Below are 26,513 nucleotides of genomic sequence, written 5' to 3' on the forward strand. Positions count from 1 at the left end.
CGGGAAGCGGGAACAGCATGACGGGATTGACCGTGCCCAGAGCACGAGCCACCCTGGCGGTCCTCGCCGGTGTGCTGTGCGCGGCGCAGTTCGCGGAAGGCACCGCGCGGGCCGACGCTCCCGACGGAGGCATGGAGACGAGACACGGCCCCTCGTTGATCACCATCGACAACTCCAACGCCGACTCCTGGCTGGAGGTCGACAGAACGCTCAACGTGCTCGGACCGCTGAGCAAGGGGACGGCGGGCAGTGACCACGACGGGGGCGGCGGTGCCGTCGAACAGCACGTCACGGGCGCTTCGGACACCCGGCTCCAGGCCGCCCCGGTGGAGCGGGGCGAGCAGGACGAACCGGACAGGCCCTAGGCAGGGCTCGATCCGCCGTTCGCTGTCCCCGTTTCCGGCCCCGTTCCCGTCCCCGCTCCCGTTCCCGTGAGCCGGGTGTCGTCCGCCGCCTCCGGCTTCTTCCGCATCGCCATCAGCAGGGTGACGACCGTGCCGACCACCGCCCACGCGGACAGCACGAGCAGCGGCCCGGTCACCGCGTTGCCCCGGAAGTACGCGATCGAGCGCGCCACCCAGGTGCCGGCCCCCGGTGGCAGCGCGGGGCCGATCGCCCGCCAGAAGTCCGGGAGCATCGGGAGCGGGAAGGCGCCGCCCGCGCTCGGGTTGCCCGCGATCACCACGAGCAGGACGGCCAGGCCGATGCCGACGATGCCGGTGAGCGCCTCCAGGGCGAGCGTGATCATGCCGACCGCGAAGACGGTCAGCGCGCCCAGCCCGGACAGCCCCCAGAAGGATCCTGGCAGGGCTCCCAGGATCGGGCCGATGATGATCGCGCCGCCGATTCCGCCCGCGATCGAGTACAGCGCCATGACCCCGGTCCTGATCACCGCGCGCTGACGGTTGGCGGGGCGGGTACCGGCGCTGATCGCCAGGATCGACGCGCAGAGGTACCCGCCGACGCACCAGCCCACCACCAGGTAGAAGGACGAGAGCCCGTCGAAGTCGTCTTCCGAGGCCGGGGCCACGTCCACGGAGCGGACCGTGCGCCGCTGGGTGAGGTCGACCTTCGTGATGATCTTCGTCAGCGAGTCGGCCAGCACGGTGCCGCCGCCGGAGGCGACCAGCACGGTGTCGGTGGTGCCCCTGGGGCTGACGATCAGGGCGCCGTCGATGTCGCGGTCGAGGATCTGCCGGCGCGCGGTGGCCGCGTCGCTGACCGTACGGGGATCCAGCGGCCCGCCGGGGAGGTCCTTCAGTTCGGTGAGGAGCCGGGCGGAGATCTGCTGGGGTGCGACGACCCCGAAGGGGACGTCCGTCGGCTTCGGCTTGTGCAGCGCTCCGACGTAGGACGCGATGAACAGCAGCTGCAGCGCCAGTACGCCGATGACGAGCAGCGCGGCCCGCGGAGTGATGGCGTTCTTCACCTCATCAGCGAAAGTCATGCCCCCACCGTCCTGTGTGCTCGTTGTCCACGCAGTCGGGGCCGGGCCGAATGGCTGACCTCGCGGTCTCCGGAGTTCCACTCGATATTGAATCGAATGAATGTGCGAACATTGAGTTAGGGTACTTCTCTCGATCGGGGTGAATCGGGATGACACGGACAACGCAAAGGGGGGCCATGAGTAGCAGGAGGTGTGTATGTCGTTTACGCACCTCCGTGCGGCGAGCGGATACTCGCTGCGGTACGGAGCCAGCCACCCGCACGCACTCGCCGAGCGGGCTGCCGAGCGCGGCCTCGACGCCCTGGCGCTGACCGACCGGGACTCCCTGGCGGGCGCGGTGCGCTTCGCGAAGGCGTGCGCGGGGGCCGGGATCCGGCCACTGTTCGGCGTCGACCTGGCGGTGCCCGGCGTACCGGCGGCCGTGCCGGCATCGGCGAAGAGGCAGCGGACCACCCCGTCCAGGGGCGGCGCGTTCGTCACGGAGGCACCGCAGCGCGCGGTGTTCCTGGCCCGGACCGCACGCGGCTGGGCCGAGCTGTGCCGTCTGGTGTCGGTCGCGGCGGACCGGGGCGTCACCTGGGAGGACCTGGCCTGCCCGGACGACGAGCTGTTCGTCCTCCTCGGGGCTGACTCCGAGGTGGGGCAGGCGCTGGCATCGGGGCGGCCGGACCGGGCCGCCGTACTGCTGGGCCCCTGGCGGGAACGGTTCGGCCGGTCGTTGCGCGTCGAGACGTCCTGGCACGGGCGGCCCGGCACCGGGCCGGGTTCGCTGCGGCTGGCCGCGCGCATGGCGGGCTTCGCCGCCGAGCAGCAGGTGGTCCCCGTACTGAGCAACGCCGTGCGCTACGCCGACCCGGGCCGGGGCGAGGTCGCCGACATCCTGGACTCCGCCCGCCTGCTGGTGCCGATCGACGCCCGTGACGCGTCCCGGCTCGACAGCGGGCAGCGGTGGCTGAAGGACGCCGGGGAGATGGAGCGGATCGCCGGGCGGATCGCGGAGGCCGCGGGTGGCCGGGGCGGGGACGCGCGGCGGCTGCTCGCCGCGACGGAGGAGACGGCAGAGGCGTGCGCGGTCGATCCCGGTGACGCGTTCGGGCTCGGCCGGCTGAACCTTCCGGAGCCCGAACTCGTGGGCGCGAGCGCCGAGTCGGCGGACCGGGTGCTCGCGGACCGGTGCGCGGCGGGCATGCTGAGCCGCGCCTACCACCGGGAGGGGGAGCGCTGGGACCGGCTGGAGAACGAGTTGCGGATCATCGCGGGGCACGGCTTCGCCGGGTACTTCCTGACCGTCGCGGAGGTCGCGGCGCAGGCCCGGGGGCTCGGCGTCCGGGTGGCCGCGCGCGGCTCCGGTGTGGGCTCGCTGGTCACGCATCTGCTGGGGATCAGCCCGGTCGACCCGGTGGCGCACGGTCTGGTGATGGAGCGCTTCCTGTCCGAGCACCGCTCCGCCCTGCCCGATATCGACCTGGACGTCGAGTCCGCCCGCCGCCTGGAGGTCTACCAGGCGGTACGGGAGCGGTTCGGCGCCGACCGGGTGGCGACGCTCGCCGTCTACAAGACGTACCGGGCGCGCGGGGCGATCGAGGTCGTGGCCCGCGCCCGCGGCATGGCCCCGGACGAGGCGGCCCGGCTGGGCAAGGCGTTCCCGCACATCCGGGCCAAGGACGTGACCGCCGCGCTCGCCGAGCTGCCGGAGCTGCGTGAGGTCGCGGCGGAGGACCACGGCCGGCTCTGGGAGCTGGTGGAGGCGCTCGACGAGCTGCCGTTCGAGGCGGCGATGCACCCGTGCGGGCTGCTCGTCTCCGACGCGGCGCTGGTACGGCGCACCCCGCTGGCGCCGACCACCGTGGAGAACATCGCCATGTCCCAGTTCGACAAGGAGGACATCGAGGACACCGGACACCCGAAGATCGACGTCATCGGCGTACGGATGCAGTCGGCGCTCGCGCACGCGGCCGCCGAGATCGAACGCGTCACCGGCGAACCCATCGACCTGGACGACCCCGCGCAGGTGCCGCCGGACGACGTCGCCACGTACGACCTGATCTCCTCCGGGGACACCCTGGGCACCTTCCAGCTGGAGAGTCCGGGCCAGCGGGAGCTGGTACGGAACCTGCGGCCGCGGTCGTTCGGGGACCTGGCGCTCGACATCAGCCTGTTCCGGCCCGGACCGGTCGCGGCGAACATGGTGGAGCCGCTGATCAGCGCCCGGGAGGGCCGGAACGTGACCCGTTACGCGCACCGCGACCTGGAGGCGATCCTGGCCGAGACCGAGGGACAGGTGGTCTACCACGAGCAGGTCATCGCGATCATGGTGACGATGACCGGCTGCGACCGGGGCATGGCGGACGAGGCCCGCCGCGCCCTGTCCGTCCCCGAGCGGGCGGGCCGGGTCCGGGCCTGGTTCGCCGACCGGGCGCGCGGGCGCGGCTACTCGGTCCAGGCCGTACGGGACGTGTGGAGGACCCTGGAGAACTTCGGCAGTTTCGGCTTCGCCAAGGCGCACGCCGCGGCCTTCGCGCAGCCCGCCTACCAGTCGAGCTGGCTCAAGGCCCACCGGATGGCGGCCCTGCTCGCGGGGCTGCTCACGCACGACCCGGGGATGTACCACAAGCGGGTCCTGGCCGCCGACGCCCGGCGACACGGGGTGCCGCTGCTGCTGCCCGACGTCAACCGGTCCCAGGCCGCACACATAATCGAACTGGTGTCTGGTAAGTGGGGGGTGCGGATCGGCCTCTCGCAGGTGCGCGGCATTACGGAGGCCGAGAGCGGGCGCATCGCGGCCGGGCAGCCGTACACCTCGCTCGCGGACTTCTGGGAGCGCGCCAGGCCCAGCCGCCCGCTGGCCGAACGGCTGGCCAAGGTGGGCGCGTTGGACGCGTTCGGTCCCCGCCGTGAGCTGCTGTTGAAGGTCACCGAGCTGCACCGCTCGGGCCGCGGCAAGGGCGGCTCGACCGCGGGTCAACTCCCCATGGAGAAAACGGAGAACACGGAGGGCGCCGACGCGGAGCCGAACGCCACCGCCACCACCACGGGCCTGCCGGCCATGAGCAGATCCGAACAGCTCGCCGCCGAACTCGACGTACTCGGCATGGACATATCCCACCACCTCCTCGACGAGCACCGCTCCCTGCTCGCCGACATCGGCGCGACCCCCGCCGCCGATCTGGCGGGGCTCCGGCACGGCTCCACCGTGCTCGTCGCCGGTGTCAAGGTCGCCACCCAGACCCCGCCGATCCGCTCCGGCAAGCGCGTCATCTTCGCCACCCTGGACGACCCCACCGGCCTGTCCGACCTGGCGTTCTTCGAGGACAGCCATGCCCGCTGCGCCCACACGGTGTTCCACAGCAACCTGCTGCTCGTACGCGGCACCCTCGCCCGCCGTCCGCCGCGCGCCTTCAGCATCACCGGCACCGCCGCCTGGAACCTGGCCGAGCTGATCGACCTGTACCGCGAGGGCGGCCCCGCCGCCGTCGCCGACCGCCTCACCCGTCCCGAGCCCACCCCGCGCGCCGCCACGCCGCGTCGCACCCTCACCCAGCCGAACGGCTACGCCCTGCACCCCTGGGCCGACCTCCAGCCGCCCGGCACCCCCGCCTCCGCCACCCTGCCCGCACTCGACGCGCTCGACGGACGGTCCTTCCACCACGCGAGCCCCGGAAGCGCGGGGTGACCGGGATGATCCTCTACCTCCACTTCGGCGCCCCGCAGCCCGACCCCGCGTACCGCCGACTCCTGGACATGGTCGGCGAGTTCACCCCCGTCGCCCAGGCCCTGCCCCCGGACGCGGCCCTGGCCGACGTGTCCGGCAGCACCCGCTACTTCGACCGCGACGCCGCCGGGCTCGCGGCCCTGATCCGGATGCGCGCGGCCGCGCTCCACGGCCTCGACGTGACGGTCGGCATCGGCCCCAATCCGCTGCTCGCCCGGCTCGCCGCCCACCGGGGGGAGCCCGGCGCCATCCGTGCGATCCCGGACGACCCCGAGGCCGTCACCCGGTTCCTCACCGGTCTCCCCGTCACCGCGCTGCCCGGCGTCGGCCCGGCCACCGCCCGCACCCTGGCCTCGTACGGCCTGCGCACCGCCGACCGGATCGCCGCCACCCCCCTGCTCACCCTCCAGCGCATCCTCGGCGCGGCCTCCGGACGCGAGCTGCGCGAACGCGCGGCCGGCATCGACCCCAGCCGCGTCGCTCCCGGCGCCCCGCCCCGCACCGTCGAGGCCGAACACCGCTTCGGCCGCGACGAGTCCGACGCCGCCCGCCGGCGGGCCGCCCTGACCCACCTGACCGAACAGCTCGGCGCCCGCCTCCGCGACGAGCGGCAGACCTGCCGGTCGCTGACCCTGACCGTCCAGTACGCCGACCGCGCGGGGCACTCGACGATCACCCGCAGCCGCACCCTGTCGGAGGCCACCGCGCACACCCCCCGGCTCCGCGCCGTCGCCCACGCGCTCCACGAGTCCCTGGGGCTCCAGCGGGCCCGCGTCCGCTCGCTCGCCCTGCGCGCGGGCGACCTCGGCGACGCGGCTTCCGCCTCCCGGCAGTTGACCTTCGGCCCCGACGACGACAAGAGCCGCCGGATCGAGGCCGCGGCCGACCGCGCCCGCGCCCGCTTCGGGCCGGGCGCGGTGCGGCCCGCCAGCACCGCGGGGATGCGATGAGCGGCCGGGCGGCGGCGCACCGCCGCCGCGGGCTGTCCTGAAGTCGCGGTTACCGCCGGTCAGTTTTTACCGACGCGTAACTTCCCAGGAAACGCTACTCGTGCGTAAGTTGGCATGAGCACGCTTAATGAGGCGTGCGGAACACCGTCAGAACTTGTGGTCCGGGCCGCAGGGTGCACAGACATCGCAACTCCCTTGAGCCGCAAGGAGAACACCCGATGCTGCCCTGGACCCGTGCGCCGCGTACCCCACGAGCGCGCAGAACCCTCGCCGCACTGCTCCTCGCGGTCGCCGCGCTGGCCGCCCCCACGGCCACCGCCGCTGCCGCCACCCCCACCGCCGCCACAGCCACCTCGCGCGGCTGGAACGACTACTCCTGCAAACCCTCCGCAGCCCACCCCCGGCCCGTCGTCCTGGTCCACGGAACCTTCGGGAACTCGATCGACAACTGGCTCGTCCTCGCCCCCTACCTGGTGAACCGGGGCTACTGCGTCTACTCCCTCGACTACGGGCAGCTCCCCGGTGTGCCGCTCTTCAACGGCCTGGGCCCGGTCGACAAGTCGGCCGGGCAGCTCGCCACCTTCGTCGACAAGGTGCTCGCCTCCACAGGAGCGCCCAAGGCGGACATCGTCGGCCACTCCCAGGGCGGCATGATGCCCAACTACTACCTGAAGTTCCTCGGCGGGGCGGCCAAGGTGAACGCCATGATCGGGCTCGCGCCCGACAACCACGGCACCACCCTCCTCGGGCTCACGAAGCTGCTGCCGTACTTCCCCGGAGCCGCGTACCTCCTCAACGCCGGCACCCCCGGACTCGCGGACCAGGTGGCCGGATCGCCCTTCGTCACCAAGCTCAACTCGCTGCCCGACACCGTGCCCGGCGTGCACTACACCGTCATCGCGACCAAGTACGACGAGGTCGTGACCCCGTACCGGACACAGTTCCTGGACGGGCCCGACGTACACAACGTGCTGCTCCAGGACCTGTGCCCGGTCGATCTGTCCGAGCACGTGGCGATCGGGACCATCGACCGGGTCGCCTACCACGAGGTGGCCAACGCCCTGGACCCGTCGCACGCCACCCCGACCACCTGCGCCTCGGTCGTCGGCTAGGGCCTCGCATCATCCGCCGCTGTCAGAGGCGGATGGCACGATCGGTGCATGACGACGATCGACTGGGACTCCGCCGCCGATTCCTTCGACGAGGAGCCGGACCACGGGCTGCTCGACCCCGTGGTCCGGCACGCCTGGGCGCGACGGCTGGAGAGCTGGCTGCCCCGGGAGCGTTCCGAGGTCCTCGACCTGGGATGCGGCACCGGAAGCCTGGCGCTGCTCGTCGCCGGGCAGGGGCACCGGGTCACCGCCGTGGACCGCTCGCCGCGCATGGTGGAGCAGGCGCGCGCCAAGCTGGCCGGTACGGGCACCGAGGTGCTCGTCGGGGACGCCGCCGCGCCGCCCGTCGGCAAGCAGCGGTTCGACGTGATCCTGGCCCGGCACGTGGTGTGGCTGCTGCCCGACCCGGCGGCGGTCCTGCGGCACTGGTCCGGTCTGCTGCGGCCCGGCGGCAGACTGGTGCTGATCGAGGGCGTGTGGAACGGGGTCGGGCTTTCCGCCGGGCAACTCACTTCGCTGCTCGCACCGTTCACCGAGCGCATCCACCACGAACGGCTCTCCGGCGACCGCGACCTCTGGGGCAAGGACGTCGACGACGAGCGCTACGCCCTGGTCGCCCGCGCCGAACCGCCGCGCCGGCACACCGAGGTGGTGGACGTACATCTGATCCTGCGGCGCGGTTCAGAGGTCCTGCTCGCCCGCCGGGCCGGTACGGGGTACGCGGACGGGCTGCTGCACGCCCCGTCCGGGCACCTGGAGGACGGTGAGGACGTCCGCGAGGGCATGATCCGCGAGGCGGTGGAGGAGACCGGGATCGCGCTGGAGCCGGAGGAGCTGCGGGTGGCCCTCGTCATGCACCACCGGGGGCCCGGCGGCAGTCCGAGGACCGGCTGGTTCTTCGAGGTGGAGTACGACCCGGCCCGGCCGCCGTACAACCGCGAGCCGGACAAGTGCTCGGAGCTGGCCTGGTTCCCGCTGGACGCCCTGCCGGACGACATGGTGGCGTACTGCAGGGCCGGGCTCGACGGCTACCGGGCGGGGGAGCGCTTCCTGGTCCACTGGCACGAGGACGGCGACACCGTCGCGTACGAATCGCGCGGACCCCGTCGTGCGGTCCCGCTGCCGGCCGGCGGCGTCCGCACCGGCCGGGTCCACCACATCGAGCTGTGGGTGCCCGATCTGGCGGCGGCCGAGGCGGGATGGGGCTGGCTCCTCCGCGAGCTGGGCCATGTGCCGTACCAGCGGTGGGCGCACGGGCGCAGCTGGCGCCGGGGCGATGCTTACGTGGTCGTCGAGCAGTCGCCCGACCTGGTCCCCGGAGCGCACGAGCGGCGCCGCCCCGGCCTCAACCACCTGGCGTTCCACGTGGCGGACCGGGAGGCCCTCGACGCACTGGTGGCCCGCGCTCCGGAACACGGCTGGCGGCTGCTCTTTCCGGACCGCCATCCGCACGCGGGCGGCGACGGGCACGTGGCCGCGTACCTGGAGGACGCGGCGGGGTACGAGGTGGAACTGGTGGTGGGCTGAGGGGCGGGGGTCCCGCTACCGGCCCAGCAGGCCGGTGAGCCCTTCCGGCGCACGGGCGAGGCGTTCCAGCTCGTCCAGTGCCGCGACGGCGGCACGCGCCGCCGCCGGATCGCGTTGGGCCAGCCCGCTCTCCGCGAACTCGTCCTCGTCCAGGCGCAGTACGTCGCAGCGGTCCGCCGACACCCACAGATCGAGATCCAGGTCCTCGACGATCAGCTCACCGTCCCGCAGCACCGCCGGGCGGGTCACATCGCAGTACCAGCCCTTGAGTTCACCGTCGCCGGTGCGTACCTCCTTCACCGCGAACCAGGCGTCGCGCCAGTAGTGCTCGGTGAAGACGTCACCCGGCTCGAACCGTACGAAGCCGAAGTCACGGACCCCGGGGGCGGCCCAGGGCGCCCGCACCGTCACCCGGGTGCCGTCGTCGGCTACCAGGGCGGCGGGATAGCGGATCTTGGTCTTTCCGGCCTTGACCAGCACGACCGTCAGTCCGGCATCGGGTCCGGCATCCGGTCCGGGGTCAGCCGAGCTTGCGGACATGGCGTACCTCCGTGGCACAGATCTCGTAGCCGAACCAGCGGTTGACCGCCAGCATCGGACCGTTGTCGGCGTCATTGCCGGTGTAGGCGTCGGTGTACCCGGCGGCGCGCGCCCGGTGCAGCGAGTCGTTCTTGGCGAGCTTGGCCAGCCCGCGGCCTCGGTACGCCCGCCGGGTGCCGGTCATCCCCGACCAGTAGCGGCCCGAGCTGTCGCACCGAGCCGCGCTGAACGCCGCGACCTCGCCGTCGACGACCACCACCGAGGTGAGGCGGCGGTCGAGCCCGGGGTCGGCCCAGGTCCCGGTGAGCCACTCCTCGTAGTCCGACGGCTGGGCCGGGGTGTCGCTCGGCTCGTCCGCCGTCGTCTCGGCGTCCGCCTCGAAGAGCGGTCGCGGATCGTCCTCGAAATCGGCGCCGGTCCGCAGCTCGACACCGGCCGGGAGCTCCTGACGGGGCGGCAGCGTGCCGCCGGCCAGATCCAGACGCATGAAGTGCGCCGGGCGGCTGGGTCCGTAGCCGTGCCGCTCCGCGAACGCCCGGTCGCGCGGGGTGTCCAGCACCCAGGCGAAGATCTCGCTCGCACCGGCCAGGGCCAGATACTCCTCGGCCGTGCGCAGCAGCAGGGACCCCGCGCCCCGGCCGGTCCGCTCCGGATGGACGTGCGGATTGCAGGACGCCTGACCGGGCCTGGGGCTCTCATGGGCGAGACCGGCCTCGGCCGTCCCGATGATCTCGCCGTCCTCCTCCGCGACCAGCAGGCGGTACCGGCTGCCGGGATGGGCGTTCGCGAGGCTGAAGACGACCGCTTCCGGGGTGGTCACCAGGAACGGGAGCGCCGCGCGTCGCACCCGTACCCAGTCCTCGGCGTCGGAGGTGCGGAAGTCGCGGACGATGACAGTCATGCGGCGGACCGTACCCGCAGGCACCGCCGGAGCGCCCGTGATTTTCCCGGCGGCGGGGCGGGCACCGGCGGCTCGGGCCGGTGGGGGGAGAATCGGGCCGTGACTCTGAAGATCTCTGTTGACCCGGATTCCGGCGCCGCCCCGTACGAGCAGCTGCGCACCCAGATCTCCGAACTCGCCCGGTCCGGCGCGCTGCCGGTGGGCTACAGACTTCCGACCGTACGCGGCTTCGCCGAGGAACTGGGCCTCGCCGCCAACACGGTCGCCAAGGCGTACCGGGCGCTGGAGGCGGACGGGGTGATCGAGACGCGCGGGCGCAACGGCACGTTCATCGCCGCCGCGGGGGACGCGGCCGAGCGCAACGCGGCCTCCGCCGCGCAGGAGTACGCGGAGCAGGCCCGGCGGCTGGGCCTGTCCCGCGCGCGGGCGCTCGCGCTGGCGCAGGACGCGGTGCGGGCGGTGTACGCGGGGTGAGGGGAGCGCGCCCCGCCGCCGGGACGCCCCTCGCGCCCGGTCCCCGGACCGGCGCCCCCGCCCTCAGAGGTACAGGCCCGCGTCCGCGCCCGAGTCCTGTTTCGGGACAGAGGCGGGGCCCGTGCCGCGGCGCAGGGCGTACAGCTCCGCCAGGGTCGCGCCCTCGGGCGAACCGTCGCGGCCCAGGCCCTCGTCGGTGCCGAGCCAGGCCGCCGACTCCTCGCGGGTCAGCGGGCCCACCTCGATCCGGGCCAGACAGCGGCCCGGCCGGACGACCGCCGGGTGCAGGCGTTCCAGGTCCTCGTTGGTGGTCACCCCGACGAGCACGTTGCGGCCCTGGCCCAGCAGACCGTCCGTGAGGTTCAGCAGCCGGGACAGCGCCTGGCCGGCCGTGTGCTTGGCCTCGCCGCGGATCAGCTCGTCGCAGTCCTCCAGGAGCAGCAGCCGCCAGCGGCCCTGCGCCGTGCCGTCGTCCTCGCCGATCGCTATGTCCATCAGGTAGCCGACGTCGTTGAAGAGCCGTTCGGGATCGAGTACGCAGTCGACCTGGCACCAGTCCCGCCAGGACCGGGCCAGGGTGCGCAGGGCGGAGGTCTTGCCGGTGCCGGGCGGACCGTGCAGCAGGAGCAGCCGGCCGGCGATGTCGTCCGGGGTGACCTTCATCAGGCCGTCCATGGCATCGGCCACCGGCGCGGTGTAGTTGGCGCGCACCTCTTCCCAGTCGCCGGCCGTGATCTGCCGGGTGGTGCGGCACGGGCCGCGGCGCGGTGACAGGTGCCAGAAGCCCATGGTCACGCTGTCGGGCTGCGGATCCGGCTCGTCCTGGGCGCCGTCCGTCGCCGCGTCGAGCACCTTCCGCGCCAGCTCGGGGGTGGTCGCGGTGACCGTGACGTCGGCGCCTCGGTTCCAGCGTGAGACGAGCAGCGTCCAGCCCTCGCCCTCCGCGAGCAGGGCGCTGCGGTCGTCGTCACGGGCGGCGCGCAGCACCGTGGCGTCCGGGGGCAGGAGCGTGGCCCCGCTCCGGACCCGGTCGAGGGAGGTGCTGTGGGAGTACGACTGCTCGCCCGTCGCGAACCGGCCGAGAAACAGGGCGTCGACGACATCGGACGGGGAGTCGCTGTCGTCGACGGTGAGCCGGATCGGCAGAGCTGACTCGGGGGTGGCAGACATGGCGCCCATGATCCGTCACCCGGGCACCCGGCGCACCCAGGTTTCACCACTTCCCGCAGCGTGGGCCGGTGCCGCCGGGCGATGAGGTCCGCCGCCCGCGCGATCCCCCGGTGCGCCGGAGTGACGCGCCCTCAACGGACCGGCGCCAAAAGCTCATCCGATGGACTTGGCATGCACACTTCCGGAATGACTCTCCCTGCTGCTACCACGTATGTGGCAGAGATCCTGCCGGCCGGTCCAAGGGAGATTCCATGAAAATGTCCAGACTCGTGGCGTTCTCGTCCTCGCTCCTGTTCGGTGCCGTCATCGCCCTGACCGGGGCGGCCACCGCGAACGCCGCTCCGTCCGTCCAGGCCGTCGACTACGTCGCCCTCGGTGACTCCTACTCCTCGGGGGTCGGCTCGGGCAGCTACATCAGCTCCAGCGGGGACTGCAAGCGCAGCACCCTCGCCTACCCCTCGCTCTGGGCGGCCGCCCACTCGCCCGCCTCCTTCGCCTTCACCGCCTGTTCGGGGGCGCGCACCGGCGATGTGACGGCCGGCCAGCTGGGGCCGCTCAACTCCTCGACCGACCTCGTCTCGATCTCCATCGGCGGCAATGACGCGGGGTTCTCCGACGTCATGACGACCTGTGTCCTCCAGTCGGAGGCCACCTGCCTCGACCGCATCGCCACCGCCCGCGGTTACGTGGACTCCACGCTTCCCGGCAAGCTCGACACGGTCTACGACGCCATCCACGCCAAGGCTCCGTCCGCCCATGTCGTCGTCCTCGGCTATCCGCGCTTCTACAAGATCGGCGGCAGCTGTGTCGTCGGGCTCAGCGACAAGGTGCGCGCCGCCATCAACGGCGCGTCCGACTACCTGAACGCGGCCACCGCCAAGCGGGCCGCCGACCACGGTTTCACCTTCGGTGACGTCACGGGGAAGTTCACCGGGCACGAGATCTGCTCGGGAAGCGCCTGGCTGCACAGTCTCAACTGGCTCGACATCGGTGAGTCGTACCACCCCTTCGCCGCCGGGCAGTCCGGTGGCTACCTTCCGGTTCTCGACTCGGTCGCCTGACGCCCGCGCCGAAACCCTTCCGCCGGGAGGGGGTTCCCGCAGGCCGGGGCCCTCTTCCGGGTGCCTTCCCGGCGCCCTCCGCAGATCGGTCCAGGGGTGTCCGGTCGTCGGCGCCCTGTCCAACTCGCCCTGGAATCGGGCAAATTCGGTGAACCGTCGTCAACCTCCGTATGTGTGTGCTCAATCCTGCGCCCGGGATACACGGGTGTCGTCGCGGGGGGATAGGGTTAACCTGCCCGGGCCGGGTGCCCTCGTACGGGTGGGGAGTGACATGGAACAGATAACGGTGCGAAGCAGGCCGCGAGTGCCTGCTATTACCTGCGGGACCGGGGCGACGAGTTCGCGCCTCGACCGCCATCTCGCGGTGCTGGGCGGCCCTGTCGTCCCGCAGCGCGATTCCGCCGAGGCGACGCTGCTGATGCGCGAGCTGACCTCGCGCGACGCCGCGCACACGCGTCGGAGCAAGAGCGCGCGGGTCTCGCTCTTCGCGCCTCTGCGACGACTGCGACGCTCGCTCTTCGGCAGCCGCCGCTGATCCGACGGCCCCGGTCCAGGTATCGCGCCGCTGCCCGCTCTCCCGTCATCCCCGGAGCCGGCAGTGGCGCGTCGCCATGTCCGCGTGCGGCCGGGAGCCGCTGTGCCGTCTGTCTGTCGGCGGCGGATTGGACGTCGAGGTAATTCGGCGCCGAAATACTTCTACACTGACGGCATGCCCGATAAGCGAGCCGCGCGTCTGAGCCCCGACGAGCGAAGGGCGCAGCTGGTATCGATTGGCGTGGACATGCTCGCCGATTGCTCGCTGGACGAGCTCTCCACCGATGACGTGGCGAGCCGCGCGGGTATCTCCCGGGGGCTGCTCTTCCACTACTTCGACTCCAAACGCGACTTCTACCGCTGTGTGGTGCGGCGGGAGTGCGACGATTTCGCCGCGGCCACGGACCCGGACCCCTCGCTGGAGCCCGTCGCCTGGCTGCGGTCGTTCATCGCCGGATTCGCGGCGTACGTCACGGAGCACCGCAAGGTCTATCTCGCCCTGGTCCGCGGCGCGGCCGGCAGCCATCCCGCGGTGGAGGACATCGTCGAGTCCACCCGCGCCACCCTGGCCCGGCGGGTGGAGGAGGGGCAGCGGCGGCTCGGGATGCCGGACTCGCCGCGACTGCCCGTCGCCGCGCTTGCCTGGATGGCCTTCGCGGAGGCGGCCGTCACCAGCTGGCGACTCGAAGAACCGGACGCGCTCGCGGAGCTCGGCGCGTTCCTGGAGTCGAGCTTCATCTCGTTGCTGGGCGCACTGGACCGGCCTGCCGCAATGCCCGACGGACCCTGACGCTCCCGCGCCCGTCATTCGCCGCCGCGCGCGTACCGGCGTGACGACAGCGGTACGGCGACCGCGAGCAGTACCGCCGACCATAGGAGCGCCCCGGCCACCGGGTGCGCGACCGGCCAGGCGGAGTCCGCGGCCGGTGCGGTGTTCCCGACGAGGTCGCGGACGGCCGAGGCGACGGCGCTGATCGGATTCCACTCTGCGAGGACCCGCAGCCAGCCGGGCAGGTTGCTGGTGGGGATGTACGCGCTGGAGAGCAGCGGCAGGACGAAGGTGGCGGCGCCGAGCTGGCCGGCCGCCTCCTCGTTCCGGATCAGCAGTCCGAGCCAGCAGCCCACCCATGAGGTGGCGAACCGGAACAGCATCAGCAGGCCGAACGCCCCCGTCGCCGCCGCCGGGCCGCCCTCGATCCGCCAGCCCACCGCGAGCCCCGCCAACACCAGCGGGATCATGCCGACGGCCGTGGTCAGCAGATCGGCCGAGGTCTGCCCGAACGGCACGGCGGAGCGGCTCATCGGCAGCGTCCGGAACCGGTCCATCACGCCCCGGTGGCAGTCCTGGGCGGACTGGAACATCCCGGTCATGATGCCGTTCGCGGCGGTCGCCGCCAGCAGCCCCGGCACCAGGAAGGAGCGGTACTCCTGGCCCGGCACGGCCAGGGCGCTGCCGAAGACGTACCCGAAGAACAGCAGCATCATGATCGGCATGGTCTGGGTCAGGATCAGCACGCCCGGAGCCGCCTTGATCCGCTGCAGATGGCGGCCCAGGACGGCCAGCCCGTCCGTGACCGGTGTGCTCGCGCCGCTCCCGGCGCCTGTGGTGGGCCGCTCCGCCACGAGTGCGTTGCCGTTCATGCCGCCATCTCCTTCGTCGGTGGGGCCGCCCGGCCGCTGTCGCGGCCGGTCAGCCGGAGGAAGACCTCGTCGAGGGTGGGTGGCCGCAGGCTCGCGTCGATCACCGCGGCGCCCGCCGCGTCCAGCTCGCGCACGATCCGAGGGAGCGTGAGCGTGGGGTCGGTGGCGACGACGCCCACCGTGCGGCGCTCGTGGTCCAGGACCGGTTCGGAGCCTGTCAGCCGGTCCAGTACGGCGGCGGCCGGGCGGAGCGCCGACGCATGGCCGACGACCACCTCGGCGTAGCTGCCGAGCTGCGCCTTCAGTTCGGTGGGGGTGCCCCGGTGGGCGGCCCGGCCGCTGTCGATGAGGACGATGTCGTCGGCCAGCTGATCGGCCTCCTCCAGATACTGCGTGGTGAGCAGCACCGTGGTGCCGACGTCCGTCAGTTCCCGTACCGCGGTCCAGATCTGGTTGCGGCTGTGCGGGTCGAGGCCGGTGGTCGGCTCGTCCAGGAAAAGCACGTGCGGCCGGGTCAGCAGACTGGCGGCGAGGTCCAGCCTGCGCCGCATCCCGCCGGAGTAGGTGCGGGCCGGGCGGTCGGCCGCGCCGGTCAGCTCGAAGCGTTCGAGGAGCTCGTCGGCACGGCCGCGCGCGGCCCCGCCGCGGAACTTCAGCAGCCGGGCGAAGAGCCGCAGGTTCTGCCGGCCGGACAGCTCGCCGTCGACCGAGGCGCTCTGCCCCGTAACGCCGATCGCCGCCCGTACCGCGCCTGCCTCGCGCACCACGTCGTGACCGGCGACCCGGGCACTACCGCTGTCGGGCGCGGTCAACGTGGTGAGGACGCGGACGGCGGTGGTCTTGCCGGCGCCGTTGGGCCCCAGTACTCCGCAGACGGTGCCTTCGGCGACGGCCAGATCGAGGCCGCGCAGCGCGTGGACCGGGCCGTAGCGCTTCTCCAGACCTTCACTAAGTACGGCGTACGTAGTTGTCATGTTGCAACGATAGCGCACTACGTACGGTGTACGTAACTACCATGGTGGTCGAGGTGATGATCAATGGTGGGGAAACTCGCTGTACCGGAAGTGATCTGGGCGCGTCCCGAACGTGCGGGCCGCGGGCCCAAGCCCGCGTTCAGCCGTGCGGACGTGGCGGCGGCCGCCGTGCGCATCGCGGACGCGGACGGGCTCGACGCGGTGTCGATGCGGAAGGTGGCGGCCGAGCTCGGCTGCGGCACCATGTCGCTCTACAACTACGTGCCCCGCAAGGAGGACCTGTACGAGCTGATGCTCGACACGGTCAGCGCCGGTTACGACTATCCGGAGCCGTCCGGTGACTGGCGCGCCGATCTCCTGGCGCTCGCCCACCAGGCCCGCGCCATGATGCACCGCCACACCTGGATGCCCCGGCTGATGTCACCGGTGTACGGCTTCAGCCCGAACGTCCTGCGCTACCTGGAGTACGCGCTGAGCTGCCTGGACGGAGTCGACGTGCGGTTCGGCGAGAAGATGGAATTCATCGCCATGGTCAACGGCGTGGTCACCACCTACGCCGCCAACGAGATCGCCACGGCGGAGCGCAGCCGGTCGCTGCCCTGGTCCGAGGAGCAGGAGCAGGCGGCCCGCACCGAGTATCTGATCAGCCAGATCATGACCGGGAAGTACCCGCGGATGGCGGCCGGATTCGCCGAGGACCCGGGACCGATCGACCTGGAGGCCGTCTTCGAGCGGGCACTCGCCCGGGTGCTGGACGGGTTCGACCGCCGCTAGCACCTCTCTTTTGGATCAGGCCGGCCCGGCACTCACAGCAGCGCGAACTGGCCGTCCGGCCCCTCCTCCTGGAGACCGAGCACGGAGGCGGGCCGCCGTGCCCCGGCCGGCACCGGCAGTACCCCCGCCGCCCGCAGCTCCGCCGCGCCGATCCCCGCACCGGGCGCCAGCGCGTCCTGCCGGGGCCGCAGCTCGGCCAGCAGGGTGAGCAGCGTGATCAGTTCCAGCAGCTCGGACGTCCACTCCTGCGGCCAGGCGGGCGGCCGTACGGCCTCCAGGCCGTCGGCCCCGGCCACCCCTGTCCGCCGCTCGAACCAGAGCTCCAGCATCCGTACGCCGCCCACCCGGAACTCCCACGCCCCGGCGTCCACCGGCGAGATGCGGCCCGTACCGATCCGCAGCACCCGCTCCTCGGCGTCGTAGGACAGTTCCGGCGGGGCGGGCGGCACGGCGGCCCGCACATACGGGCGGCGCCCGCCCGGCAGCCGGGGCCGCTCGCCGCCCCGCGCCCCGCGCAGCTGGAGCCGCAGCAGCTCCCGCCCCAGCTCCACCCCCGCCGTCCAGCGCGCGGTGTCCACGGGCAGCGGCACCACGCAGCCGGCCGGGGAGTGCCGCGCCGCCGCCAGGATCCACGCGAGCACGGACTCAGGGGAGACCGCGTCCCCGTGCCGGGCGCGCAGCAGCGCGAGCAGTCCGGGCGCCAGATTGGGTTCCAGGCCGCCGGGGCGCCGGTAGAGCGGCCGGATCCGGCCGGGGCGTCCGGCGGGGGAGTGCCCGTCGGGGAGCAGCGCCGTCACGGACAGCGCGGGCCCGGTGTCCTGCGGGATCCGGCCGTGCTCGACGACGAACAGCTGGTGTCCGTCGGCCACCCGCCACAGTTCGGGCCGGGCCGCGTCTATCAGCCGGTGGTCGGGGAGCAGCCACTGCTCGTCGAACGGGCCGTGCAGGATCCGTACCGGCTCCGGGCACGGGCCCGGCTCGCGGGCGAACCCGGCGGTGCCGGTGGTCTGTCCGGGCAGCGCGGCCACCGGAGTGTGCGGGGTACGGGAACGGGTGGGGCCGAAGAGCCGGTCGCGCTCGGCGTCCTGGGCCCGCGCGAGCCGCTCCCAGCGGGCCCTGAGCGAGGCGGCGTCCGGGGCCGTCACCCAGGCGCGTCCGGTCCTGAGCGGTCGTACGGACCACGGCATGACGTCGTCGAGGAGCGGGCCGCCCGGGTCCGAACCGGAGCCGGCCGCTGCCGGAGCTGCCACCGCGCCGTCCTCCCCGTCGCCACGCCTGCCGCCTTCCCCGGCATCGTAACGGCGCTGCCGGCCCCCGCGTCAGGGCGCCTCCGTGCCGGTACCGGGCCGGGTGTCAGTGCGCCTCCAACGTGACCGAGAACGAGAACCGGTCGCCCCGGTAACGGATCTGCGCCACATCGACCACCCGGCCGCTCTCGTCGTACGTCACGCCCGTGTAGTACAGGATCGGGCTGAGCAGCGGGACCCTGAGCAGTTCGGCGGTGACCGGGTCGGCCAGTGTCGCCTCGACCGTGTCGGTGATCCGCGCGATCCGGACCCCGACCCGGTCGCGCAGCACCTTGGTCATCGGCCAGCGCTCCAGGTCCGCCGGGTCGAGCGCGGCCGCGACCTCCGGACGGAGCCAGTTCTGCGCCCAGTTCGTCGGCTCGCCGGACTCCTCCTCCGACCGCAGCCGCCGGTAGCCGACCACCTCCGGGCAGCCGGGGAAGTGCTCCGCGACATCGCCCGGCACGGCCAGCGGTCCGTGGTCGAGCAGCGTGGTCAGCTCGCCCGACTGCTGGGCCACGATCGCGTCGATCGAGCCGAGCAGCCGGACCGGCGACACCCGGCGGGCGCGCGGCTCGATGAACGTGCCGCGCCGCCGGTGCCGGCTGATCAGCCCCTCCGTCTCCAGCTCCTTGAGCGCCTGCCGCATGGTGAGGACGCTGACGCCGTAGTGCGCGGCGAGCTGCTCCTCCGTCGGCAGCCGCAGTGTGGCGTCCGGTGTGCGGCCCAGTATCGAGGCCCGCAACGACTGCGAGACCTGGTACCAGAGCGGCAGTTTGCGGTTCAGGACCAGCGAGTCGGGTGCGAAGGCGGCCCCCTGGGGCGCGGGGGGCTTCAGAGGGGTCTGCGACACCGGGTCACCTGAATTCGTCGTCACTGGTACGGGGACCGGGGCGAGGGGGCCCGCTACGGATGGAAGTTGCGGCTCAGACCCTGCCACACGTCGTCGTAGCCGTGCTGAAGATGGCCGGCGGTGGTGGCCTGGCCGGTCGCCGTGACGGGCCAGCGGGTCTCGAACATGAAGGCCAGACCGTCGTCGATCTTCTGCGGCTTCAGCTCCGCCGCGCTCGCCCGGTCGAAGGTCTCCCGGTCCGGGCCGTGCGCCGACATCATGTTGTGCAGCGAACCGCCGCCGGGCACGAAGCCCCCCTTGCCGGCCGTCTTCGCGTCGTACGCGCCCTCGATCAGGCCCATGTACTCGCTCATCACGTTGCGGTGGAAGTACGGCGGCCGGAAGGTGTCCTCACCGACCAGCCAGCGCGGCGCGAACACCACGAAGTCCACCCCGGCCAGACCGGGGGTGTCGGAGGGGGAGGTCAGCACCGTGAAGATCGACGGGTCCGGGTGGTCGTAGCTGACCGAGCCGATGACGTTGAACCGGTGCAGGTCGTAGACGTACGGGGTGTGGTTGCCGTGCCAGGCGACCACATCGAGCGGGGAGTGGTCGTACGTCGCCGACCAGAGGTTGCCGCAGAACTTGTTGACCACCTCGACCGGGCGTTCCACGATCTCGTACGCCGCGACCGGGGCGAGGAAGTCCCGCGCGTTGGCCAGGCCGTTGGCGCCGATCGGGCCGAGGTCGGGGAGGGCGAAGGGCTGCCCGTAGTTCTCGCAGACGTAGCCCCGCGCGGTGGCGTCGAGCAGCTCGACCCGGAAGCGGACGCCGCGCGGGATCAGCGCGATGTGGCCAGGTTCCGCGCGCAGCAGGCCCAGTTCGGTGCGGATGAGGAGACCGCCGTGCTCGGGGACGATCAGCAGCTCCCCGTCGCTGTCGCTGAACACCCGGTCCGTCATGGCCGCGTTGGCGTGGTAGAGGTGCACGGCCATGCCGCTGCGCTGCGCCGCGTCGCCGTTGCCCCCCAGCGTCCAGAGGCCGGCCAGGAAGTCGGTGCCGGGCGCGGGCTCCGGGAGCGGGTCCCAGCGCAGCCGGTTGGGATCGGGGGCGGTCTCGGTGAACGGGGCGGTGCGGACGGCCCCGTTGTCGATCCGGCGGAACGGCGGATGGGCCGCGGAGGGGCGGATCCGGTAGAGCCACGAGCGGCGGTTGTGGGCCCGTGGCTCGGTGAACGCCGAACCGCTCAGCTGCTCCGCGTAGAGCCCGAGGGGCGCGCGCTGCGGCGAGTTGCGACCGTGCGGCAGCGCCCCCGGCGCCGCCTCCGAGCTGTGCTGATTGCCGAAACCGGCGGAGTGCTCCAGCCCCTCCGCGGTCTTCCTCGCCTGCTCGATGCCACTCATGTGCGCTCCCGGTGCCGAAGGAATCCTATGGGTAACCGTAGGAATCAAAGAGAGGCGAGTCAACGGCATTCGTCGCGCACAGGGGGGTTCCAAAAGTTGAACAATGCTCTACTCTCCCGCACATGTCGTGGACACGTAGACTCCTGGCGATCCTGGCGGCGCTCGCCGTCGCCCTCCTCGCGGCCCCGGCCGCCCAGGCGCACGAGGAACGTCCGGTCACCCTGCCCGACGGAACCGGCAGCGTCCCGGTGCACCGGGCGGGCGAGCCCGACCTCCTGGTCTGCAAGAGCGACCGGGCCGACTTCGAGCACCGGATATCGGGCTTCTCCGACGCCCTGCGCTCCAGAAACCTCAAGCTCTTCGACCGGTGCCAGAAGTCCGGCTACCGCCATCTCCAGCAGGCCGTCGACGCGGTCACCGGTCCCGGGAAGAACATCGCGATCCTGCCGGGCCTCTACGAGGAGGAGCCCTCCCTGCCGGCGCCCACCGGGGAGTGCTCCCGGCTGAAGGCCCCCAACTCCCAGCTCGGCTACCAGATCCTGAGCTACGCCCAGCAGGCGAAGTGCCCGCACAACCAGAACCTGGTGGCCATCCTCGGCAAGAAGGACCTCCAGATCGAGGGCACCGGCGCCGAGCGCACGGACGTCGTCATCGACGCCAAGTACCGCAAGCTCAACGCGATCCGGGCGGACGGCTCCGACGGTGTCTACTTCAAGAACTTCACCGCCCAGCGCACCACCTTCAACTCGCTGTACATCCTGGCCCAGGACGGCTTCGTCATCGACGACGTGCTGACCCGCTGGAACGACGAGTACGGCTTCCTGACCTTCGCCAGCGACCACGGCCTCTACAAGAACTGCGAGTCGTACGGCAACGGCGACTCCGGCATCTATCCGGGCAGCGCGTCGAACATCAACGACGGTTACGGCTACCGGGTCCCGCGCTACTCGATCGAGATCACCGGCTGCCACAGCCACCACAACATGGTCGGCTACTCCGGCACCGCGGGCGACTCCGTCTACGTCCACGACAACGAGTTCGACCACAACATGGGCGGCGCCTCGATGGACAGCGCCTTCCCCGGCCACCCCGGGCTGCCGCAGAACCACGCCCGCTTCGAGCGCAACCTGATCCACGACAACAACGCCGACTACTACCCGTACGTCGCCGACGGCACCTGCGCCAAGCCGCCGGTCGAGCGCGGTTACGAGAACGGAGTGGTCTGCCCGCAGATCTCCATGCCGCCGGGCACCGGCATCATCACCGCGGGCGGCAACTGGAACATCTACGAGAACAACTGGGTCTACGGGCAGCGGCGCGCCGCCTTCTTCCTGAGCGCCGTACCCGCCTTCATCCGGGGCGAGAGCGCGCTCGGCAAGCAGACCGACACCTCGCACCACAACCGTTACGCCAACAACCACCTCGGCACGGACAAGGCAGGCAACGCGCGGCCCAACCGCACCGACGTGTGGTGGGACGGCCAGGGCGACGGCAACTGCTGGCAGTCGGACGCGGGTCCCTCCACGCCCCGCTCCCTGCCCGCCTGCGGCGACGAACGCGGCGCGGTCACCGGCCGCACCGACCGGCTGCTGGGCGAACCCGTCAAACTCGCCCAGCTCTTGGTCTGCGCCGACTACAACGTGCAGGCGCGCCGGCTGCCGGCCGGCTGCGACTGGTACGGCGCGCGCGGCATCGAACGCATCGAGCTGCAGGCGGCCCTGGGCATCGCGCTGGTGCTCGTGCTGGTCGGCGGCGTGCTGTGGTGGCGCAGGCTCCGGACGAGCCGGCTCGCCACGGCGGCCTCCGTCCTCGGGCTCATCGGCCTCGGCCTCGACGTGGCCGGGTCGACCATGGGGCTCGCCTCCGGCTACCTGCCCGCCGTCGCGCTGCTGCTGACCGGGCTGTGGTGGACGGGCATCGGCCTGGTGCTGCGGCGACGAGGGCGGCCGGGGCTGGGCTGGACGACGGTGGTGCTGGGCGCGCTCACGCTGCTCGACGCGCTGGACAAGGGCGTGTTCATGATCCCGTGGATCCCGCTGAGCCCCGCCTGGGTGCGGGGGCTCCTCGGCGTGGTCTGGGTGGTCTGGGCCGTGGTGGCCGCCGCCCGGCACGGCGAACGGCCGGAGCCGGACGGAGAGCGGGTGTCGGCCGCCGCACCGGACGGGAAGCCGGTTTCGGCCGCCGCGCCGGGCGGTGAACCGGTTTCGGCCCCCGCACCGGACGGTCAATCCGCTTCGCGCCCCGCACCGGACGGAGAACCGTCGTGAACCGCACCCCGAACCACACCCCGGACCGGCTCTCGAACCGCACCCCGGACCGGCGCCCGAACCGGCGCCCGAACCACGCCCCGGTGCGCAGGTCCGCCGCCGCCCTGCTCGTCGTGGCCGCCCTCGTGCTCGGCGCGGGCGCCTGCGGCGGGCGGGCCACCACCCACCACAAGCCCGGCACCAGCCACGAGCAGGCCACCGGCGGCGTCGGCCGGCTGCTGTCCTCGGACGACGGCTCCGGTCACCGGCTGCGCCAGGTCGACGCCGAGGGCGCACCGGAGGTGACCGTCGCCGTGCGGCCCGATTCGGAGGACGGCTGGAACGTCCACCTCGCGGTGCGCAACTTCCGGTTCACCCCGGACAGCGTGGGCGGCGGCGCACTCCTGGGCCGGGGCCACGCCCGCCTCTTCCTCGACGGACATCCGCTCGCCCGGGTCTACGGGACCTGGTTCCACCTGCCGGAGTCGCTGCTCCGGGGCGCCGGGGGCGGCACCGAACTCACCGCCCGCCTCTACGCCGACGACCACACCGCCTGGGCCGTCGGCTCCAACCCGGTCCAGGCCACCGTCACGCTCGGCGCGGCCACCTCGGCACCGGACGCCAGCCCTTCCGCCGCCCCCGGCACCACGCTGGAGATCTCCGTCCGCGACGGCAAGGTCAGCCCGGCGCCGGGGCGCGCCGAGATCAAGAAGGGCCGGACCGTGCGGCTGAAGGTCCGCAGCGACCACGACGACACCCTTCATGTGCACGGCTACGACAAGGAGGCCCGGCTGCCCGCCGGCCGGACCGTCACCCTCACGTTCACCGCCGACCGCACCGGGCTCTTCGAGGTCGAGACACACGAGTCCGACCTGCTCCTGACCCAACTCGTCGTACGGTGACCGCCGGTCCGGCCGGTGCGGCCGTTCCGACCGGTGGCACCGGCCCGGCCACCGGCGCCGTGGACGTCCTCGCCCATGGCATCGGCGCCCAGCACGATCTGCCGCTCTCGCCGTTCTACGCGTTCGCGGGCGCTTTCGCCGCGCTGTTCGTCTCCTTCCTCGCGCTCGGCCTGCTCTGGTCCGCCTCCCGGTTCCGCGGCGAACTGGCGGGCCGTCCGCTGCCGGCCGCCGTCCGGCGCGCGGCCGACGCGCGGGCCACCCGCGTCGCGGCCCGCGCGCTCGGACTGGCCGCCGCGTTCTTCGTCGTGCTGCACCTCCTCCTCGGCCCGGCGGACCCGGACCGCAATCCGGCTCCCGGCGCCGTCTACGTACTGCTGTGGGTCGGGCTCGTCCCGGCGTCCCTGCTGTTCGGCCCCGTCTGGCGGCTGCTCAACCCGCTGCGCACCCTGCACCTCCTGGCCTGCCGCGCGCTGCGGCGCGACCCCGACGCCGGCCGGCCCCTCCCCGTACGCCTCGGGATGTGGCCGGCGGCGGCCGGGCTGCTCGCCTTCACCTGGCTCGAACTCGTCGCCCCGGACCCCGCGTCACCCACCGCGCTCCTCCTCTTCCTCGCCCTGTACAGCGCCGTCCACCTCGCGGGCGCCGCCCGGCACGGCGCCCACTGGTTCGACCACGCCGAGGCGTTCGAGGTCTACTCGGGGCTGCTGGCCAGGCTCTCCCCGCTGGGCCGCCGCCCCGCAGACCGCCGCCTCGTCCTGCGCTCCCCGTTCAACGGACTCGACGCCACACCCCAGCTCCCCGGACTCGTCGCCACCGTCTGCGTCATGCTCGGCTCCACCGCCTACGACGGCTTCTCCGACGCCCCCTCCTGGATCACCACCGTCCAGACCTCCCCCCTGGGCCGTACCACCGCGGCCACACTCGGACTCCTGGGCGCCGTCGCCCTCGTGGCCTCCCTCTACGCGCTCTGCGCCGGTGCCACCCGGCTGCTCTCCGGCCGACTGGCGCACCCCCTCACCGCCTTCGCGCACTCGCTCGTCCCGATCGCCCTCGGCTATCTCGTCGCCCACTACTTCACACTCTTCGTCACCGAAGGCCCACGTACGGTCATGGTGGCACTCGGCACTGACAATCCCGCCCCGCCCGAGCCGCCCCTCGGTCCGGGCGGTGTCGCCGCCCTCCAGGTCCTCGCGATCGTCCTCGGCCACGTCCTGGGCGTCGTAGCGGCCCACGACCGTTCCGTACGGCTCTTCCCGCCCGGCCGCGCGATAGCCGGCCAACTCCCGCTGCTGATCCTGATGATCGCTTACACCGTCGGCGGGTTGAGCCTGCTCATCGCCTGAGGCCGGTGCGCGGGAGACGATCGCGCAACGCGCACCCGCGCACCGGCCGGACCGCTTCGTAATCCACTGGTCGGCCGCGACATCCCGGAGAGAGGCTGTACGCCATGACGACAACCTTGATCACCGGGGCCAACAAGGGCCTCGGCCATGAGACCGCCCGCCGCCTCATCGCCGCGGGGCACACCGTCTACGTCGGAGCGCGCAGCGTCGAGCGGGGCGAGGCGGCCGCGGCCGAGCTGGGCGCCCGGTTCGTGCAGCTCGACGTCACCGACGACGCGTCGGTCGCCGCCGCGGTGGCCACCGTCGAGGCCGGCGGCGGCCTGGACGTCCTGGTCAACAACGCCGGAATCGAGGTGCGGTCACCGGGAGGCGAGATCATCGGCGCCGCGGAGCTGACCGCCGACGTGCTGCGTGAGGTGTTCGAGACCAACGTCTTCGGCCTGGTCCGGGTCACCCACGCCTTCCTGCCGCTGCTGGAGCGCTCCGCCGCCCCGGTCGTGGTCAATGTCAGCAGCAGGCTGGCCTCGCTGGCCCAGGCCGGCAAGGGGTATCCGGGGGCCGCCTACCCGGCCTCCAAGACCGCGGTCAACATGCTCACCGTGCAGTTCGCCACGGCGTTCCCGCAGATGCGGATCAACGCTGTGGAGCCCGGCTACACCTCGACCGACCTGAACCGGCACGAGGGCACGCAGACCGTCGAGCAGGGCGCCGAGATCATTGTCCGGATGGCTCAACCGGGTCCGGACGGCCCGACCGGTGGCTACTTCGACGCGGAGGGCCCGCTGCCCTGGTAGGCAATGAGATCCACGGCTGTGGCGGGCGGCGGGGGCCGGGCGGAGAGGTACGGCCCGGCCCTCACGGTCCTTACGCCCGGAGAAGGAGGCCCACGGCATCATGGAGCCCGTGCCCCACGTGAACACGAACCTCCGCCGCGCCCCCGTACAGCAGCGCAGCGCCGAACGCCTCACCCGGATACTCGACGCCTGCGCCGAACTCCTCGACGAGACCGGCTACGAGCAGCTCTCGACCCGGGCCGTGGCCGTACGCGCAGAGGTCCCCATCGGCTCCGTCTACCGCTTCTTCTCCAACAAACGGGCTCTCGCCGACGCCCTCGCCCTGCGCAACCTGGACAGTTACGCCGAGCGCATCACGTCCCGGCTGGCCGTCATCCCGGCCGACGACTGGCGCCGCGCCATCGACGCCGTGCTCGACGAGTACCTCGCGATGAAGCGTTCCGTACCCGGCTTCGCCCTCATCGACTTCGGCGCCCCGGCGCCCGAGGACGACCCGGCCGACGACGCCAACCAGCGGGTCGCGGGACGGCTCACGGAACTGCTCTCCGGCCATCTCGGCCGCGCCCCCGACGAGGATCTCCCGCGGGTCGTCCTGGTCTGCGTGGAGGCCACCGACGCGCTGCTCCAACTCGCCTTCCGCGCCGATCCGTCGGGCGACCGCGCGATCATCGCGGAGACCCGGGTCCTGGTCCAGGCGTACCTGGCGCGCGTACTGGACTGAGAGGGCCCGGCGGGCTCCCGGACATCCGGGCCGAAGCGGAATCGCACCTGGCACTTCGGGTCCGGCGGCCACCGTGACCGGCCAGGTTTGCGCGAATCATTCCCACGCCCCGCCCAGTGGGTTAATTTCAGGCCACTGCTGCCGCTCCCCACCGCTCCACCACCATCCT

Annotated in this window: 24 protein-coding genes; 15 read left to right on the plus strand and 9 right to left on the minus strand. The window is 72.6% G+C overall.

The genetic code is table 11. The features are described 5' to 3' along the window. Positions 1–32: 32 nt before the first annotated feature. A complete protein-coding gene (locus tag ACFVQ0_RS31840) occupies positions 33–365 on the plus strand; it encodes a hypothetical protein (protein ID WP_390092664.1) in 333 nt (110 codons plus the stop codon). Here the strand turns inward: ACFVQ0_RS31840 and ACFVQ0_RS31845 are convergent. Then, complete coding sequence (locus ACFVQ0_RS31845) at positions 362–1,447, minus strand: DUF3533 domain-containing protein (RefSeq protein WP_390092665.1); 1,086 nt, start codon at positions 1,445–1,447, stop codon at positions 362–364. The genes ACFVQ0_RS31840 and ACFVQ0_RS31845 overlap by 4 nt on opposite strands. 196 nt (positions 1,448–1,643) lie before the next feature. Between ACFVQ0_RS31845 and ACFVQ0_RS31850 the strand changes: the two genes are divergently transcribed. From ACFVQ0_RS31850 to ACFVQ0_RS31865, 4 genes are all read left to right on the plus strand, one after another. Then, the gene (locus ACFVQ0_RS31850) at positions 1,644–5,120 is read left to right on the plus strand and encodes a DNA polymerase III subunit alpha (RefSeq protein WP_390092666.1); all 3,477 of its coding nucleotides are present in this window, start codon (positions 1,644–1,646) and stop codon (positions 5,118–5,120) included. Positions 5,121–5,125: 5 nt separating this feature from the next. Beyond that, entirely contained in the window at positions 5,126–6,109 is a 984-nt protein-coding gene (locus ACFVQ0_RS31855; protein ID WP_390092758.1) for a hypothetical protein, read from the plus strand. A gap of 218 nt (positions 6,110–6,327) precedes the next feature. Continuing rightward, positions 6,328–7,221 (plus strand): esterase/lipase family protein, encoded by an 894-nt coding sequence (locus ACFVQ0_RS31860; RefSeq protein ID WP_390092667.1) that lies wholly within the window; start codon positions 6,328–6,330, stop codon positions 7,219–7,221. 48 nt (positions 7,222–7,269) lie between these two features. Further along, positions 7,270–8,748, plus strand: a complete 1,479-nt coding sequence (locus ACFVQ0_RS31865) for a trifunctional class I SAM-dependent methyltransferase/NUDIX hydrolase/VOC family protein (RefSeq protein WP_390092668.1) — start codon at positions 7,270–7,272, stop codon at positions 8,746–8,748. 15 nt (positions 8,749–8,763) lie between these two features. Here ACFVQ0_RS31865 and ACFVQ0_RS31870 read toward each other — a convergent pair whose 3' ends face one another. Both ACFVQ0_RS31870 and ACFVQ0_RS31875 read right to left on the minus strand, forming a co-directional pair. After that, a complete protein-coding gene (locus ACFVQ0_RS31870) occupies positions 8,764–9,288 on the minus strand; it encodes a DUF402 domain-containing protein (RefSeq protein ID WP_390092669.1) in 525 nt (174 codons plus the stop codon). Continuing rightward, entirely contained in the window at positions 9,269–10,189 is a 921-nt protein-coding gene (locus tag ACFVQ0_RS31875) for a GNAT family N-acetyltransferase (RefSeq protein ID WP_390092670.1), read from the minus strand. Before ACFVQ0_RS31875 ends, ACFVQ0_RS31870 begins: the two co-directional genes overlap by 20 nt. A gap of 99 nt (positions 10,190–10,288) precedes the next feature. Here ACFVQ0_RS31875 and ACFVQ0_RS31880 point away from each other — a divergent pair, with 99 nt between their 5' ends. Beyond that, complete coding sequence (locus ACFVQ0_RS31880; RefSeq protein WP_073739330.1) at positions 10,289–10,663, plus strand: GntR family transcriptional regulator; 375 nt, start codon at positions 10,289–10,291, stop codon at positions 10,661–10,663. A 63-nt stretch (positions 10,664–10,726) separates the two neighbouring features. Here ACFVQ0_RS31880 and ACFVQ0_RS31885 read toward each other — a convergent pair whose 3' ends face one another. Next, positions 10,727–11,842 carry a DUF5925 domain-containing protein gene (locus ACFVQ0_RS31885; RefSeq protein WP_390092671.1) on the minus strand — a complete coding sequence of 372 codons (1,116 nt, stop codon included), beginning with the start codon at positions 11,840–11,842 and terminating at the stop codon, positions 10,727–10,729. Positions 11,843–12,084: 242 nt separating this feature from the next. On the opposite strand from ACFVQ0_RS31885, the gene ACFVQ0_RS31890 reads away from it, so the two are divergent. The 3 genes from ACFVQ0_RS31890 to ACFVQ0_RS31900 all read left to right on the plus strand — a co-directional run bounded on the left by ACFVQ0_RS31890 (position 12,085) and on the right by ACFVQ0_RS31900 (position 14,218). After that, the gene (locus tag ACFVQ0_RS31890; protein ID WP_390092672.1) at positions 12,085–12,894 is read left to right on the plus strand and encodes an SGNH/GDSL hydrolase family protein; all 810 of its coding nucleotides are present in this window, start codon (positions 12,085–12,087) and stop codon (positions 12,892–12,894) included. A 271-nt stretch (positions 12,895–13,165) separates the two neighbouring features. After that, positions 13,166–13,429 (plus strand): hypothetical protein, encoded by a 264-nt coding sequence (locus ACFVQ0_RS31895; RefSeq protein WP_073739333.1) that lies wholly within the window; start codon positions 13,166–13,168, stop codon positions 13,427–13,429. A gap of 174 nt (positions 13,430–13,603) precedes the next feature. Beyond that, positions 13,604–14,218 (plus strand): TetR/AcrR family transcriptional regulator, encoded by a 615-nt coding sequence (locus ACFVQ0_RS31900; RefSeq protein WP_390092673.1) that lies wholly within the window; start codon positions 13,604–13,606, stop codon positions 14,216–14,218. Between the two features lie 14 nt (positions 14,219–14,232). On the opposite strand, the gene ACFVQ0_RS31905 is transcribed toward ACFVQ0_RS31900, so the two are convergent. After that, entirely contained in the window at positions 14,233–15,069 is an 837-nt protein-coding gene (locus ACFVQ0_RS31905) for an ABC transporter permease (protein WP_390092674.1), read from the minus strand. Next, positions 15,066–16,043: an ATP-binding cassette domain-containing protein gene (locus tag ACFVQ0_RS31910; RefSeq protein WP_390092675.1), complete on the minus strand. Its 978-nt coding sequence runs from the start codon at positions 16,041–16,043 to the stop codon at positions 15,066–15,068. Before ACFVQ0_RS31910 ends, ACFVQ0_RS31905 begins: the two co-directional genes overlap by 4 nt. Before the next feature lie 63 nt (positions 16,044–16,106). Here ACFVQ0_RS31910 and ACFVQ0_RS31915 point away from each other — a divergent pair, with 63 nt between their 5' ends. Then, positions 16,107–16,817, plus strand: coding sequence for a TetR/AcrR family transcriptional regulator C-terminal domain-containing protein (locus tag ACFVQ0_RS31915; RefSeq protein WP_390092676.1), 711 nt, complete (start codon positions 16,107–16,109; stop codon positions 16,815–16,817). Positions 16,818–16,849: 32 nt separating this feature from the next. Here ACFVQ0_RS31915 and ACFVQ0_RS31920 read toward each other — a convergent pair whose 3' ends face one another. The 3 genes from ACFVQ0_RS31920 to hmgA form a co-directional block, all read right to left on the minus strand. After that, positions 16,850–18,067, minus strand: coding sequence for a type ISP restriction/modification enzyme (locus ACFVQ0_RS31920; RefSeq protein WP_390092677.1), 1,218 nt, complete (start codon positions 18,065–18,067; stop codon positions 16,850–16,852). A gap of 103 nt (positions 18,068–18,170) precedes the next feature. After that, positions 18,171–18,956 carry a GntR family transcriptional regulator gene (locus ACFVQ0_RS31925; RefSeq protein WP_390092678.1) on the minus strand — a complete coding sequence of 262 codons (786 nt, stop codon included), beginning with the start codon at positions 18,954–18,956 and terminating at the stop codon, positions 18,171–18,173. A 53-nt stretch (positions 18,957–19,009) separates the two neighbouring features. Beyond that, positions 19,010–20,338, minus strand: coding sequence for a homogentisate 1,2-dioxygenase (hmgA, locus tag ACFVQ0_RS31930; RefSeq protein WP_390092679.1), 1,329 nt, complete (start codon positions 20,336–20,338; stop codon positions 19,010–19,012). Positions 20,339–20,460: 122 nt separating this feature from the next. Between hmgA and ACFVQ0_RS31935 the strand changes: the two genes are divergently transcribed. The 5 genes from ACFVQ0_RS31935 to ACFVQ0_RS31955 all read left to right on the plus strand — a co-directional run bounded on the left by ACFVQ0_RS31935 (position 20,461) and on the right by ACFVQ0_RS31955 (position 26,344). Continuing rightward, positions 20,461–22,605, plus strand: a complete 2,145-nt coding sequence (locus ACFVQ0_RS31935) for a right-handed parallel beta-helix repeat-containing protein (RefSeq protein WP_390092680.1) — start codon at positions 20,461–20,463, stop codon at positions 22,603–22,605. 83 nt (positions 22,606–22,688) lie between these two features. After that, on the plus strand, positions 22,689–23,486 hold the full coding sequence (locus tag ACFVQ0_RS31940) for a hypothetical protein (RefSeq protein WP_390092759.1): 798 nt from the start codon (positions 22,689–22,691) through the stop codon (positions 23,484–23,486). A gap of 59 nt (positions 23,487–23,545) precedes the next feature. Then, complete coding sequence (locus tag ACFVQ0_RS31945; RefSeq protein WP_390092760.1) at positions 23,546–24,829, plus strand: hypothetical protein; 1,284 nt, start codon at positions 23,546–23,548, stop codon at positions 24,827–24,829. Positions 24,830–24,933: 104 nt separating this feature from the next. Next, entirely contained in the window at positions 24,934–25,623 is a 690-nt protein-coding gene (locus ACFVQ0_RS31950) for an SDR family NAD(P)-dependent oxidoreductase (protein WP_390092681.1), read from the plus strand. Positions 25,624–25,723: 100 nt separating this feature from the next. Beyond that, entirely contained in the window at positions 25,724–26,344 is a 621-nt protein-coding gene (locus ACFVQ0_RS31955) for a TetR/AcrR family transcriptional regulator (protein WP_390092682.1), read from the plus strand. Positions 26,345–26,513: the final 169 nt, after the last annotated feature.

The sequence above is a fragment of the Streptomyces sp. NPDC057900 genome (genome assembly GCF_042887885.1).
Lineage (GTDB): Bacteria > Actinomycetota > Actinomycetes > Streptomycetales > Streptomycetaceae > Streptomyces.

Bases quoted from the DNA above. Each gene is read 5' to 3' on its own strand.
- ACFVQ0_RS31845 (WP_390092665.1), bottom strand. From the start codon at position 1,447: ATGACTTTCGCTGATGAGGTGAAGAACGCCATCACTCCGCGGGCCGCG.
- ACFVQ0_RS31850 (WP_390092666.1), top strand. From the start codon at position 1,644: ATGTCGTTTACGCACCTCCGTGCGGCGAGCGGATACTCGCTGCGGTAC.
- ACFVQ0_RS31855 (WP_390092758.1), top strand. From the start codon at position 5,126: ATGATCCTCTACCTCCACTTCGGCGCCCCGCAGCCCGACCCCGCGTAC.
- ACFVQ0_RS31860 (WP_390092667.1), top strand. From the start codon at position 6,328: ATGCTGCCCTGGACCCGTGCGCCGCGTACCCCACGAGCGCGCAGAACC.
- ACFVQ0_RS31865 (WP_390092668.1), top strand. From the start codon at position 7,270: ATGACGACGATCGACTGGGACTCCGCCGCCGATTCCTTCGACGAGGAG.
- ACFVQ0_RS31870 (WP_390092669.1), bottom strand. From the start codon at position 9,288: ATGTCCGCAAGCTCGGCTGACCCCGGACCGGATGCCGGACCCGATGCC.
- ACFVQ0_RS31875 (WP_390092670.1), bottom strand. From the start codon at position 10,189: ATGACTGTCATCGTCCGCGACTTCCGCACCTCCGACGCCGAGGACTGG.
- ACFVQ0_RS31885 (WP_390092671.1), bottom strand. From the start codon at position 11,842: ATGGGCGCCATGTCTGCCACCCCCGAGTCAGCTCTGCCGATCCGGCTC.
- ACFVQ0_RS31890 (WP_390092672.1), top strand. From the start codon at position 12,085: ATGAAAATGTCCAGACTCGTGGCGTTCTCGTCCTCGCTCCTGTTCGGT.
- ACFVQ0_RS31895 (WP_073739333.1), top strand. From the start codon at position 13,166: ATGGAACAGATAACGGTGCGAAGCAGGCCGCGAGTGCCTGCTATTACC.
- ACFVQ0_RS31900 (WP_390092673.1), top strand. From the start codon at position 13,604: ATGCCCGATAAGCGAGCCGCGCGTCTGAGCCCCGACGAGCGAAGGGCG.
- ACFVQ0_RS31905 (WP_390092674.1), bottom strand. From the start codon at position 15,069: ATGAACGGCAACGCACTCGTGGCGGAGCGGCCCACCACAGGCGCCGGG.
- ACFVQ0_RS31910 (WP_390092675.1), bottom strand. From the start codon at position 16,043: ATGACAACTACGTACGCCGTACTTAGTGAAGGTCTGGAGAAGCGCTAC.
- ACFVQ0_RS31915 (WP_390092676.1), top strand. From the start codon at position 16,107: ATGGTGGGGAAACTCGCTGTACCGGAAGTGATCTGGGCGCGTCCCGAA.
- hmgA (WP_390092679.1), bottom strand. From the start codon at position 20,338: ATGAGTGGCATCGAGCAGGCGAGGAAGACCGCGGAGGGGCTGGAGCAC.
- ACFVQ0_RS31935 (WP_390092680.1), top strand. From the start codon at position 20,461: ATGTCGTGGACACGTAGACTCCTGGCGATCCTGGCGGCGCTCGCCGTC.
- ACFVQ0_RS31950 (WP_390092681.1), top strand. From the start codon at position 24,934: ATGACGACAACCTTGATCACCGGGGCCAACAAGGGCCTCGGCCATGAG.
- ACFVQ0_RS31955 (WP_390092682.1), top strand. From the start codon at position 25,724: ATGGAGCCCGTGCCCCACGTGAACACGAACCTCCGCCGCGCCCCCGTA.